10 protein-coding genes are annotated in these 12,447 nt (G+C 71.5%); 6 read left to right on the forward strand and 4 right to left on the reverse strand.

Annotated features, from left to right (window positions below; genetic code table 11):
- Nucleotides 1-171: 171 nt before the first annotated feature.
- From KCQ71_RS02655 to KCQ71_RS02680, 6 genes are all read left to right on the forward strand, one after another.
- Nucleotides 172-1,104, forward strand: a complete 933-nt coding sequence (locus KCQ71_RS02655; RefSeq protein WP_223402552.1) for a hypothetical protein — start codon at nt 172-174, stop codon at nt 1,102-1,104.
- Nucleotides 1,105-1,354: 250 nt separating this feature from the next.
- Nucleotides 1,355-2,215 carry a hypothetical protein gene (locus KCQ71_RS02660; RefSeq protein WP_223402554.1) on the forward strand — a complete coding sequence of 287 codons (861 nt, stop codon included), beginning with the start codon at nt 1,355-1,357 and terminating at the stop codon, nt 2,213-2,215.
- An 85-nt stretch (nt 2,216-2,300) separates the two neighbouring features.
- Nucleotides 2,301-3,203: a sigma-70 family RNA polymerase sigma factor gene (locus tag KCQ71_RS02665; protein ID WP_223402556.1), complete on the forward strand. Its 903-nt coding sequence runs from the start codon at nt 2,301-2,303 to the stop codon at nt 3,201-3,203.
- Nucleotides 3,204-3,373: 170 nt separating this feature from the next.
- Complete coding sequence (locus KCQ71_RS02670) at nt 3,374-4,762, forward strand: NAD(P)/FAD-dependent oxidoreductase (protein ID WP_223402558.1); 1,389 nt, start codon at nt 3,374-3,376, stop codon at nt 4,760-4,762.
- A 73-nt stretch (nt 4,763-4,835) separates the two neighbouring features.
- The gene (locus tag KCQ71_RS02675) at nt 4,836-6,866 is read left to right on the forward strand and encodes a glycoside hydrolase family 3 protein (protein WP_223402559.1); all 2,031 of its coding nucleotides are present in this window, start codon (nt 4,836-4,838) and stop codon (nt 6,864-6,866) included.
- A 100-nt stretch (nt 6,867-6,966) separates the two neighbouring features.
- Nucleotides 6,967-7,737: an SDR family oxidoreductase gene (locus KCQ71_RS02680; RefSeq protein ID WP_223402561.1), complete on the forward strand. Its 771-nt coding sequence runs from the start codon at nt 6,967-6,969 to the stop codon at nt 7,735-7,737.
- A gap of 132 nt (nt 7,738-7,869) precedes the next feature.
- Here the strand turns inward: KCQ71_RS02680 and KCQ71_RS02685 are convergent, their stop codons facing one another.
- The 4 genes from KCQ71_RS02685 to KCQ71_RS02700 form a co-directional block, all read right to left on the reverse strand.
- Nucleotides 7,870-8,262 carry a VOC family protein gene (locus KCQ71_RS02685; protein ID WP_223402563.1) on the reverse strand — a complete coding sequence of 131 codons (393 nt, stop codon included), beginning with the start codon at nt 8,260-8,262 and terminating at the stop codon, nt 7,870-7,872.
- An 82-nt stretch (nt 8,263-8,344) separates the two neighbouring features.
- On the reverse strand, nt 8,345-9,490 hold the full coding sequence (locus tag KCQ71_RS02690) for a hypothetical protein (protein ID WP_223402565.1): 1,146 nt from the start codon (nt 9,488-9,490) through the stop codon (nt 8,345-8,347).
- Between the two features lie 42 nt (nt 9,491-9,532).
- Nucleotides 9,533-10,672: a 23S rRNA (uracil(747)-C(5))-methyltransferase RlmC gene (gene rlmC / locus KCQ71_RS02695; RefSeq protein ID WP_223402567.1), complete on the reverse strand. Its 1,140-nt coding sequence runs from the start codon at nt 10,670-10,672 to the stop codon at nt 9,533-9,535.
- A gap of 53 nt (nt 10,673-10,725) precedes the next feature.
- On the reverse strand, nt 10,726-12,399 hold the full coding sequence (locus tag KCQ71_RS02700) for a leucine-rich repeat domain-containing protein (protein WP_223402569.1): 1,674 nt from the start codon (nt 12,397-12,399) through the stop codon (nt 10,726-10,728).
- Between the last annotated feature and the right edge of the window lie 48 nt (nt 12,400-12,447).

Raw genomic sequence — 12,447 nt, forward strand, 5'->3', positions numbered from 1 at the left:
GGGCTGCAGTCAACGAAGGTGCTCGTCGGGTCTTCCGTCGGGACCGACGGCGAAGGTCAGCGACACCGTGGCCGGGCGCAACCATGGGTCATTGGTTCCGGCGGACTCGCGCGCGCCACGGACATTCTCGGCGCGATGGTGCAACAATCCGGACACCGGAGGGAGGACCGGATGCCGGAGGCACGCGACAGGGCCCAGGAGCCGTTGCAGGCGGATGCGTACGAGCTGTACGGCCTCCTGCCGGGCGAGTTCACGGCAGCGCGCAACACGCTCGCGGCCACGCTCAAGGCAGACGGCGACACGGCTCGCGCGGCTGCGGTCAAGGCGCTCCGTAAACCCGGGATGGCGGCGTGGGTCGTGAACACCATGGTGCGGAGCATGGACGAACGGCTCGGGCAGCTCTTCGACCTCGGCGCGCAGTTGCGGGAGGCCCAGGACGAGCTGGACGGCGCTCAGCTGCGAGCCTTGGCGACGAGTCGCCGCCGCCTCGTCGGGGCCGTGGTCCAGGAGGGCCGGTCGCTGTGCCGCTCGCTCGGTCAGCCGGTCAGCGAGGCGGTGGCCACCCAGGTCGAGAGCACGTTGCAGGCGGCCATGGCGGACGCGGACGCGGAGGCCGCCGTGCTCGGCGGGCTGCTCGTGGAGCCGCTGCTGGTGATCGGGATGGGCCCGGTGGACCTGTCCGGTGCCGTCGCCATCGAGGGCGCCGTGGGGACCCGGCGCGGCACGAAGCATCGCGCCGCGCCGCTGTCGGCCGTCGTCGAGCCCACGGGGTCAGCCGAGCAGGTCTCCGCCCGTCTGCTCGCCGAGGCACGGGAGGAGGCGGCCGAGGCCGAACGGAAACTGCGCCGGGCCACCGAGGCACACGCCAAGGCGAGCAAGCGCGCCGGCACGTTGCAGGCACAGGCCCTGCGGGTGCGCTCCCAGGTGGAGGAGCTCCGCCGGCAGGCGTTCGAGCTCGAGCACGACCTCGAACAGGTGGAGCGGGCGCTGGTCACCGCCGAGTCGGAGCAGGACGACGCGGAGGCCGAGCGGGAGCGGGCCGATGAGGAGGCGACAACGGCGCGCGCCGAAGTGGAGCGGTTGCGGCGTCAACGTCGGAACTGACGGCCCGACGATGCCGCCGGTGTGACCTGCGCGGCGGGGCACCGACTCGGTGCTGGTGACCTCCCGGACGGACACCGCCCACCAGGTTGCTCCCGCCTCGACGAGGGCTGAGTGCCGCCGTCCCCGCGAGCGGGCGAGAGAACGGCGGCGTCGCGCGGGGCAGATGTCCCCTGGGAGCACCCAGGCTCGCCCATTACCGTGGGGACAGCCGCCGGCGGCCGCGGCGGCAGCGGAGCGGACGGAGTGCAGCATGGGGATCCTCGACCGGTTGTTCGGGCGCGACGAGAACCCGCCCAGCCCGCCAACGCAGCCCGGCCCCATGGCGGCCGGCGGTCGCCAGTGGACCGTCCCTGTGTTCCGCAGTTCCAAGAACCCGGACAGCCGCCTCACCGATCCGCAGTACCAGCAGCCGGGCACCGGACAGCACAGCACCACCGGCAGCGCCGAGGACCGGCGCGCCATCGAGCGGTACGAGTACCTGCTCCGGACCGCGCCGCCCGGTCAGATCGAGCAGGCACACGCCGAGGCGTTCGCTTCGCTGACGCACTCGCAGCGGGAGGAGATCCAGGCGCGCCTGTTCGACGTGGCACCGGCCGCGGACCGGCCGGAGGACGGTTCGCCGGAGACGCTGGCGCGCTCGGCCACCCGCACGGAACTACGCCGGCCGGGTGCGCTGAGGCGCGCGTTCGACGACCGCGGCCAGGGCCACGGGTCATCGTTGCTGAGTTCGATCGCCGGTGCGTACGTCGGCACGGCGCTGGCGCAGGCCATGTTCGGTGTGGTGCTCGACGGCGGAACACCGGTAGGCGGTGACGGTCCGGGGGCGCATGGGCATGGCCCAGTGGGCGCGCATGAGCCCGATGGTGCCGACGACGGGTTCGAGGCCGGTCTGGTGAACACGGGTCCCGGTGGGGGCGAGGTCGGTGGCGAGGGCGCGAATCGCAATCCGGGCGTTGTGGACGACGAAGGCGCTGTCGGCGGCACACTCGACGACCAGGGCGTGGTCGGTCACGAGGGCGCGGTCGACGAAGCGACGCAGGAAGCCTTGGACACCGAGCCCGGGCCGGACCTCGGTCTTGGCGGCGGGTTGGACTTCGGGAGCGGCTCCTGAGGGGGGCGCCGACGCGCATTCCGATGCTGATCCGGGACTGATCGGCACTCCCGCTGCCCGGTCGCCGCGGCCTATGATCGCTGACGTGTCCACCGACGCTGCTGAGGCGGCACCCTCCGATCCACTGAACGATGCGCTCGACGTCTTCATGGCCGTCCGGCCACGGCTCTTCGGCATCGCCTACCGGATGCTCGGTAGCGCGAGCGAGGCCGAGGACATCGTCCAGGAGGCCTGGGTGCGCTGGCAGCGCTATGACCGGGACTCGGTGGAGAACCCGGCAGCGTTCCTCGCCACCACGACGACGCGCCTCGCGATCAACTCGGCCACCTCGGCCCACGCGCGCCGCGAGTCCTACATCGGACCGTGGCTGCCGGAGCCCGTGGACACCAGCGCGGACCCGGCCCTCGGTGCTGAGAAGGGGGAGGCACTGGAGTTCGCGATCCTGATGCTGATGGAGCGCCTGACTCCGATGGAGCGCGCCGCCTACGTGCTCCGGCAGGCGTTCGACTACCCGTACGAGACCATCGGAGGAATCCTCGAGCAGTCCCAGGCGAACGTCCGCCAACACGTCAGCCGGGCCCGCAAGCATCTCGCCGGCGAGCGGCGCGAGCGGGTCGACGCCGACGAGCAACGGCGACTCCTGGCGGCGTTCCTCGCCGCTGCACAGGCGGGGGAGATGACCGCGCTGGAGGAACTCTTCGCCGGAGAGGTGGTCAGCACCACCGACGGCAACGGCGTGAAGAACGCGGCGCGCAAGCTGGTGGCCGGACGCGAGTGGGTGGCGAAGTTCATCGCCGCGTTCGCGCATCACTTCTGGGTGGACACCGAGCAGGAGTGGGTCGAGGCCAACGGTGAGCCGGCGATCCTGGTCCGGCGCGACGGTGAGCCGTTGGTGCTCGTGTCGCTGAGCACCGGACCGGACGGCATCGAGCAGATCCGCTGGATGATGGCGCCCGCGAAGCTCGAGCGGATCGCCCAGGCAGGCTGAACTCGCTCCACCCACTGCCCGGTCTTCCGCTGCACTGTGCGCGACGTCACACCGCCGCGCACCTGAAACCCGTCACGCCAGGCAACGCTGCCCGGTCATAACTAGTGACACCCCGGGAGCGGCGGGCGATCGGCGTCCACCGGCGAGGGTGTGGGAGGCGCGAGAGACAGATGCGCAGAATCGTGATCGTCGGCGGCGGATACGCGGGCTTCTACACCGCGTGGACCTTGGAGCGCACGCTCCGCCCGGGCGAGGCCGAACTGACCGTGATCGACCCCCGGCCGTACATGACCTACCAACCGTTCCTGCCAGAGGTGGCGGCCGGCTCGATCGAGCCTCGGCACGCGGTGATCTCCGTCCGCAAGCGACTCCACCGCACGCGGGTGGTGGCCGGCAGCGTGACCCGGGTCGATCACGCGACCAGGACGGTGCAGGTGCACCCCGCCGCCGGTCCCGACCTGGAGCTCGGCTACGACGTCATCGCCATCACGGCCGGCGCCGTGACCCGGACGTTCCCGATCCCGGGCCTGGCCGAGCACGCCATCGGGCTCAAGCACGTCGAGGAGGCCATCGCCATCCGCGACCGACTGCTCGTCGCGTTCGACCAGGCGTCCGTGCTGCCACCGGGACCGGAACGCCGCGCCCTGCTCACCGTCGTATTCGTCGGCGCCGGCCTCGCCGGGGTGGAGGGCTTCGGCGAACTGCTCTCCCTGTCGACGGCGTTGCTCGCCGACTATCCCGAACTCACCGTCGCGGACCTGGACTTCCGCCTCGTCGAGGCGCAGGGCCGGATCCTGCCCGAGTTCACGGCCACGACCGCCGAGAAGGTGGCGCAGAGCCTGCGCGACCGCGGCGCGACGCTGCACCTGAACGCCCAGCTGACCTCCGCCGTCGACTCCCGTGTGGAACTGTCCGACGGCACGACCTTCGACGCGAACCTGATCGTATGGACCGCCGGCAACGGCGCGAACCCGGTCGTCGCGAACCACACCGACCTGCCCGTGGACGCCCGCGGCCGCCTCGTCGTCGGTGCCGATCTGCGCGTGGCAACGCCGGACGGCCCGGTCCCGGACGCCTGGGCGGCAGGTGACGCCGCGGCCGTGCCGGACCTCGCGGTCGACCGGCCGGACACCTACACCGTGCCGAACGCCCAGCACGCGGTCCGGCAGGGCCGGCGCCTCGGCCGCAACATCGCAGCGGTGCTGCGCGGACGAGCCCCCAAGGACTACGAACACCGCAGCCTCGGCGTGATCGCCACCCTCGGGATCGGGCGCGGGGTGTTCCAGTCCGGGCCGATCACGCTCACCGGATGGCCGGCCTGGCTCATCCACCGCGGCTACCACGTGCTCGCCGTGCCCACCTGGCACCGCAAGTTCCAGGTGCTCGCGATCTGGACCAGCGCGCACCTGTTCGGCCGGGACATCGTGTCCCTGCAGTCCGCCATGGATCCGCGGGCGGCGTTCGTCGGCGCGAGCGGTGGCTCCGGGAAGCGTACGGAGGGCGCCACCGTCGCCAGGATCGACCCGGAGGGCAAACCAAGGCAAGGAATGGCCGCCTGAGACCACCGAGGCGAGACTGACGGGACGGACGGATCCATCCCGTCAGTCCTCGCTTCGGAAAGGGCCAGCCGCCATGTCAGCTCCTCATCCCCAGCCCGCCCTCGGTTCTCGGTCGGCCCGGATCCTCGACGTCGACGGCCTCGAGTTCAAGGACTTGAACGGCAACGGCCGCCTCGACCCGTACGAGGACTGGCGCCTTCCCGTCGCGGACCGGATCGCGGATCTGATCGATCGGATGTCCACCGAGGACAAGGTCGCTCTGATGCTGATCACGTCCCACTACATGGGTGCCTCGAGGATCATCGCGGACCCGGAGCAGGGCCTGCTGAACACCCATGAGAAGTGGTCCGACACCAACTTCTGGGCGGCGGAGAGCTCCTCCACCTACCGCTTCGACCCGCCGGTCCTGGACTATGTGGGCTCGGCCAAGGCGATCACCGAGCTCGGGTTGCGGTACCTGATCATCCGGGACAACCCCACCTCCTACGACCTCGCCACCTGGGTGAACGCCCTCCAGGAACTCGCCGAGGGCACACCGCTCGGGATTCCCGTGGTCATGGTCTCCAACCCGCGCAACCACGTCTCGGACACCAAGCTGTTCGGGATCGTCGAGGCCAGTGACCAGATGTCGCAGTGGCCCGGGGAGCTGGGCCTGGCGGCCATCGGGGACCCGGACCTCGTCGAGGAGTTCGGGCGGCTCGCCGGCCGGCAGTGGCGTGCCGCGGGTATCACCAAGGGATACCAGTACATGGCCGACATCGTCACCGAGCCCCGCTGGTCCCGCGCCAGCGGCACGTTCGGGGAGAACCCGGAGCTGGCCGCGAAGCTGATCGCCGCCGTCACCCGCGGGTTCCAGGGCGCCGGCCTCGGTCCCGACTCGGTGTCGATGACCACGAAGCACTTCCCGGGCGGTGGCCCTCGCGACAAGGGCCACGACCCGCACTTCGAGCACGGGAGGTTCCAGCCGTACCCGACCGAGGGCAGTCTGTACCGCTATCACCTGCCGGTGTTCCGGGCCGCCATCGAGGCCGGGACCACGTCGATCATGCCGTACTACGCCAAGACCACGAACGCGATGTCCGCCCCGCAACTGCACGACGGCCGCTCGTTCGAGGAGGTCGGCTTCGCCTACGACAAGTACCTCATCACCGACGTGCTGCGCGGCGAGCTGGGCTTCACCGGGTACGTGAACTCCGACACCGGCATCTCCACGGGCATGCCCTGGGGGGTGGAGTCGCTGAGCCGCCCTGAGCGGTTCGCCAAGGCGATCGACGCGGGCGTCAACACATTCGCGGGTGACGGGAACCCGCAGCCGCTCCTGGACGCCGTCGCCCAGGGCCTGGTGACCACAGAGCAGCTGGACCACAACGTCGCGTATCTGCTCGACGAGATGTTCCGCCTCGGCCTGTTCGAGAACCCGTACGTGGACCCGGACGCGGCCCAGGCGATCGCCGAGGACCGGGAGATCCAGGCCCTCGCGGACTCCGCGCAGCGACGCTCCCTGGTGTTGCTGCGCAACGAGCAGGGCATGCTGCCCCTCACGCCCGACGGCGGCGCACCGGTCCGCCTCTACGTCGAGGTGTTCACCGGAACCGATCGCGCGGCCGAGCAGTCGCGCATCGCCGCCGAGGTGGCCGCCGCGGTGGGCGACGGCATCGAGGTGGTCGGTTCCCTCGAGGACGCCACGCATGCCCTCGCCTGGATCCGACCGGCGATGTCGCTGCTCAGCGACAAGCCGGACACCGAGCTCTCGATCGCGCTGGACGCCGAGACCGGCGTCGACGCCGACCGGGTTCTCGAGGTCGAGGCGACCGTGCCGACCATCCTGGCCGTCTCCTTCGCCAGCCCGTGGCTGCTCGACACGCTCGCCCCGGGCGCTGCCGCCGTCGTCGGGACGTTCGGCGTGCTCACCGACGCCCTGACCGACCTGCTCACCGGCGCCGTGACGCCGTCCGGGAGGCTTCCCTACACGATCCCGGCGAGCCGGGAGAAGGTCCTCGGCAAGGCCTCCGACATCCCCGGGGCGGACGAGCCGAACGGCTACGCCTATGTGGACGGAACCGGCGCGGAGTACGTGTTCGGATACGGGCGCACGTCCTTCTGACGGCGAATCGTCCCGGGCTGTCACACCGCGGGGCGCCGCTCGGTCCTAGTTGTCGACCGGGCGGGACGGCCCGCCCGGCGGACCCAGGAAGGCCTTCATCATGAAGATCGTCGTCATCGGCGGGACCGGACTCATCGGCTCCCAGGTGGTCACGCGCCTCACCGAGCACGGCCACGAGGCGGTGCCGGCAGCGCCGAACACGGGCGTCAACAGCATCACCGGCGAAGGCGTCAAGGAGGCCCTGGCGGGTGCGGACGTGGTGGTTGACGTGTCGAACTCGCCGTCGTTCGCCGACCAGGACGTGCTCGACTTCTTCACCACCTCGACCAACACCCTCATCGCCGCCGCCAAGGAGGCCGGGGTGGGCCACTACGTCGCGCTCTCGGTCGTGGGTGCCGACGAGCTGCCGGACAGCGGCTACCTGCGTGCGAAGGTGGCCCAGGAGTCACTCATCGAGAACTCCGGGCTGCCCTACTCGATCGTGCGGGCGACCCAGTTCTTCGAGTTCCTCGCGCGGATCACCGATGAGGCGACCGAGGGCAACCAGGTTCACCTGCCGACCGCCTACTTCCAGCCGATGGCGGCCGCGGACGTCGCCGCAGTCGTGGGCCGGACCGCGGCCGGCGCGCCGCTGAACGGGCGGCACGAGGTCGGTGGCCCGGAGCGGTTCCGGATGGCGGACCTGGTCCGCGGCGCCCTGGCCGCGAAGGACGACCCGCGCGAGGTGATCTCGGACCCGGAGGCGCAGTACTTCGGCACCGTGCTCGGCGAGAGCTCCCTGGCCGCGACCGCCGAGGACGCCGAGATCGCACCTACCCACCTGGCGGACTGGTCCGCGGCCCGAGCATCAGCGGGCGCCACGCCGCGCTGACGCCCTGCTCGCCAAGGCTGCCGGCACCGGAGCACGAGTGTTTCGGGGCCGACTCGCCCGTCCCGGCCGAGCACAGGCGATCGGAGGGGGTCGCCGACGTGGCAGGGCCTGGGGGTAGTGGCAGGTTCCGGGTCAGGTAGCGACGTCGGCCGTCCCGCTCGCTTCGCCGAGCCGGACGCGGGTGCCGAAGGGATCCGCAACGAGCGAGACCCGCTCGCCCCATGGTTGGTCCGCCGGAGGTTCCAGTACCGGGGCACCGCGGGCCGCCAGGGCCCCGGTCACTGCGTCGACATCGTCGACGTAGAACCAGAGCGCGAACGGTGCCTGCGCGGCGTGGCCGCGCGGACCGTCGGCGAGGCCGATCCCGAGTTCGGAGCGGCCGACCTGGAGGGACACATACACCGGCTCGCCCTGCCCCTCCGGCGGGAACCGGTAGGTGAGCCGGCCACCGAGCCCGTCGCGGTAGAAACCGAGCGCAACACCGATGTCCTCGACCTCGAGGATCGCGAACGCGGACTCGATCATGCGCGGGCTCCGATCGGTGAGAGGGCCGCCTCCGTCACGAGGTTACCGCCGTGAGCCGCACCCGGCGAGGGTGGCCGGCCCGTCACGGCCGGGTCGCAACTGTCCCGAGCGCCGGACCCGCCGGCCGTGCAGACGCGTCGACGATGCGGATGAACACCATGATCCAGCCGAAGATGATCACGAACGCGGTCAGCTCGAAGGCCGTGAACACGATGGTGCCGAGGAAGAAGGCCACCGCCGTCCCGGCGAGCACCGCGACCATCACGGCGGTCACGAGGAAGAACTGGGTCGGCAGCCCGCGAAGCAGGATCGGGGACCCGAGCAGCAGCACCCCGAACGCGAGCACCAGGCCCCAGGCGAAGACGTCGTGCAGGTCCTGGCTCACCGGGATCGACACGATCCCGACGCAGGACAGCATCAAGCCCATCACGACGAAGGCCGCCGCGATCACCCGTGGCGCGAACGCGTAGACGAGCACCCCCGCGCGGCACAGCGCCCGCAGGTTCCGGTGCAGCGACAGCGCGAAGCTCGTGACCAGCAGCCCGGCGATCGCCAGGGTCATGTTGAACAGCCCGCTGGAACCGTCGCCGAAGCTGCCGAGCTGACTGAAGTGGTACTCCCACCAGCGCGGATCCTGCGCGGTCGCCATCGAGGTGAAGGTCCCGATCGTCAGGAACATCACGAGCAGGCTCGCCAGGCGCACGGTCGAGGTGGACAGCACCGACAGGTACACCCAGTACGCGACCAGCCCGGCCGCCAGCGCGAGCGCGCCGGCCGCAAGGACGGAACCGAGCGCGAGCCCGCGGAAGCTCTGCTGCAGCAGTGCGAACGCGCCGATGGTGAGCAGGCCGGCGATCGCCGTGTGCACCAGCACCACGCCGAGCACGTCGAGGACCTTCAACCACGGCCGCAGGGTGTGCCGCCACTGCCGCCCGGGTAGGTTCCAGGAGCGCAGGTACCCGGTGACACCCGCGGCGGCGGCCACGAATGCGCACACCGCCAGCGCGACGATGCCGATCGAGAACTCGCCCCAGAGCGGCGTCGCCCTGCCGTGGAAGACGATCAGCCCGGCTATCGCCGCGACCGCAGCGGCGACGACCGCCGCGATCAGGGCCTCGGTCTCGCCCCGTACGTACCGGACGTGGTCGGGGTCGATGCCCGACGGCGTCGGCTCGCTCGCCGGGGTCGACTCGTCGTGCGACGGCCGTCCGGGCGCGGAGGTGCTCACCCGAGCATCATGTCAAACGCCTCCGACGGGACGCGGACCCGGTCAGTCCCGGCGGAGCTCGACCAGGACCTCGTAGTGGTCGGTCTGCGGGAACATGTCGAGCAGTCGCGCACGCCGCGGGCGAAGCGAGGGCATCGCGGCGAGGTCACGGGCGAGGGACTCGGCACGACAGCTCGAATAGAGCACGCTCCGGACTCCTGACGACTCGAGCCAGCCGGCAAGCTCGGGTCCGATCCCGCGGCGGGGCGGGTTCACCACGACCAGATCGGGGACCCCACGAGTGGAGTCGGCGGACCCTTGCCCGAACGCGAACTCGCCGGCGTCCCCGACGACGAACTCCACGCCGGTCAGACCCGCCTCGGCCGCGCTACGCCGGGCGCTGGCGACGGCCTCCGCGGAGGTCTCCACCCCGATCACGGACCGACCGGGACCGGCGGCGTGCAGGGCGAAGCCACCGACGCCGCAGTACAGGTCCCACACCGACTCCGGCGCGATCTGCTCCAGCCACTGCGTGGCCTGGCGATACAGCGCGGCGGCCACATCGGTGTTCGTCTGGAAGAAGCTGCGCGGGCGCAGGTGCAGCCCGAACCCGTTGACGACCATCGGCAGGGACTCCTGCTCGGTCAGGATGATCTCCTCGGCGCCCTCGAGCACGGCCTTGTGCTCGGGGTGGATGTTCGCCGACACCACCGCCAGTGTCGGCAGCTGCTCCTGCAACCAAGGCAGTTGGGCGCGGATGCGCCGAAGTACCTCAGCGGTGCGGACCACGAAGCGGACCATGAGTTCGCCGTCGGGCGAGGCGGTGACGATCACGTACTTGAGCTGGCCGCGCCGGTGCGGCACGTCGTACGGCTCCAGCGCGGCCCGGGTGATGAACCCCGCGAGCGGCGCGAACGTGGCGGCCAGGTTAGCCGGATAGAGGCCGCAGTCCGAGAGGTCAACGCCGTGCCCGGCGCGGTCCAGGATGCCCAGCGTCGGCGCCGCGACGGTGCCGCCGACCACCATCTTCGCCTTGTTCCGGAAGCCCGACTCGGCGCTTCGCACAGGATCGGTCCAGGCCATCGGGAAGTCCGCGAGCACGTCCCGGCAGTGGGCCTGCTTGTCCGCGAGCTGGGTGCCGTAGTCCTGGCCCATGAGGGTGCAGGAGCGGCACCGGCCGGCGTCGAAGTAGGAGCACTGCATCAGGTGGTCAAGCGTACGGCCGCGCGGACCTGTGCCGCGCAATGCCGCCGGAACTAGGCGAGCCCGCCCACGTACACCCCGGCGGCGCGCAGCTCGGCGATCCCGGGCAGGCTCGGCCCCGCGCCCGTCACGTCGACGCCGGTCAGCACCGGGAGGGTGGTCAGCGGCCCGACGTCCGTGAGCGGGTTCTCGCCCAGCCACAGCTCGGTCAGGGTCGGGAACACGGGGATCGACGTCAGGTCCGCGATCTGGTTCCCGGAAACGTCCAGCGTCCACAGCTGGGGGAGCGGTCCCAACGCTCCGAGGTCCGTGACCGCGTTCCCGGACAGGTCGACGTTGGTGAGGTGATCGTGACCCGCGAGCGGGCCGACGTCGGTGATCGCGTTGTCGCCGAGGTCCACCTCGTTCAGGTTGCCCATCGACGCGAGCGGCCCGATGTCGTTGATGCCGGTGCCGCGCAGGCCGAGGTAGGCGAGCGTGTTCTGCCCCGCCAGCGGTGAGAGGTCGACCACTCGGGTCCCGGAGGCGCCGAGGTTCGTCAAAGTCGCAAGTGCCGCCAGCGGCGAGAGGTCACTGACCGGGTTGTCGGTGATCACGACGCCCCAGAGGTCCAGACCCGCCAGCGGGGTCAGGTCCGTGACGGCGTTGCCGGTGACGTCCAGGCTGGACAGCTCGGTCAGCCTGTCGAGCCCGGACAGGTCGCTGATCGCGGCCGGGGCCGAGGTCGCGTCCGGCGTCGCGGTGTCTGGCGCGGTGGGATCTGCCGTCGTGGTGTCTGGCCCGGCGGAACCGGGGAGCCCGGGTCCGGGGCATTCCAGCGAGAGGACGTCGGCCAGGTCCGCGGCACTGACTTTGGCGCCGGTGTCGCTCACTCCCATGGTCTGCGCCACGCATCCCGCCAGCGCCGGGTCGGGGAACACCTCGGCGACGACGAGCCGGTCCCCGCGGTCGGTCCAGAGCGCGACGGCGCCCCCGACGACGAGCACGACGGCCACCCCGGCGGCGACGATCCGCGCGCGCGGATGCGGCTGCGTATCGACCCAGCCGGACTCCGCGACAGGTTCGACAGGTCCCGGTTCGTCGACGTCGGCACCGGTGACCGGTGCCTGGGCACCACTGGTCCCTGTGACCCCCGCCACCCAGGGCACGCCGAGCGCGAGCAACCCGGCGACGGCGATCACGACCGCCGTGACCAGGCCGGTGGCGTCCGTGAGCCATGCGGTGCCGGCCCTGACCCGCCAGATCGATGCCGCGGCGAAGGAGGCGGCGAACCACAGCGTGGTCAGCGCCAGCACCCCGGTGGACGAGCGCACCCAGACCCGTTCCCGGCGGGCCACACCAACCGCCGTGACCGCCCACGCCGCGGCCACCCCGACCAGGCCGAGGGGCGCCGTCGCCGTCGTGGCCCGGGCCAACTGCCGCCAGTCCCCGGATGCGAGCCGGAGCCCGAGGAATCCGTCCGTCGCCGCGAACAGCAGCCCGGTCCCGGCCAGCACGATGCCGGCCGCGAGAAGCAGCGACGTCGAAGCGCCCGGCGCCCGCCCGCGTGACACGGTGCGTGCCGCGATCGCCAGGACGAGCGGGGACAGGCCGACCGCGGCGATCAGGAGCAACTCGGGGAGGCCGGCGGCGATCGGCGCGATGGCGGCGAGGCGGAGCACGGACAGGATCACGGCGAGAGCGGCCACCAGGCCGGCTGCCACCCACCAGATGGTCTTCAGGGGCACGCCGACACGCTAGCCGTTGGATGTGGTGGTCCGGTGTGCGGCCGGGCA

Source organism: Occultella gossypii (genome assembly GCF_019947135.1).
GTDB lineage: Bacteria > Actinomycetota > Actinomycetes > Actinomycetales > Beutenbergiaceae > Occultella > Occultella gossypii.

What these genes read in the sequence shown, in the direction of transcription:
- KCQ71_RS02655 (WP_223402552.1), top strand. Translation starts at nt 172, where the DNA reads ATGCCGGAGGCACGCGACAGGGCCCAGGAGCCGTTGCAGGCGGATGCG.
- KCQ71_RS02660 (WP_223402554.1), top strand. Translation starts at nt 1,355, where the DNA reads ATGGGGATCCTCGACCGGTTGTTCGGGCGCGACGAGAACCCGCCCAGC.
- KCQ71_RS02670 (WP_223402558.1), top strand. Translation starts at nt 3,374, where the DNA reads ATGCGCAGAATCGTGATCGTCGGCGGCGGATACGCGGGCTTCTACACC.
- KCQ71_RS02675 (WP_223402559.1), top strand. Translation starts at nt 4,836, where the DNA reads ATGTCAGCTCCTCATCCCCAGCCCGCCCTCGGTTCTCGGTCGGCCCGG.
- KCQ71_RS02680 (WP_223402561.1), top strand. Translation starts at nt 6,967, where the DNA reads ATGAAGATCGTCGTCATCGGCGGGACCGGACTCATCGGCTCCCAGGTG.
- KCQ71_RS02685 (WP_223402563.1), bottom strand. Translation starts at nt 8,262, where the DNA reads ATGATCGAGTCCGCGTTCGCGATCCTCGAGGTCGAGGACATCGGTGTT.
- rlmC (WP_223402567.1), bottom strand. Translation starts at nt 10,672, where the DNA reads ATGCAGTGCTCCTACTTCGACGCCGGCCGGTGCCGCTCCTGCACCCTC.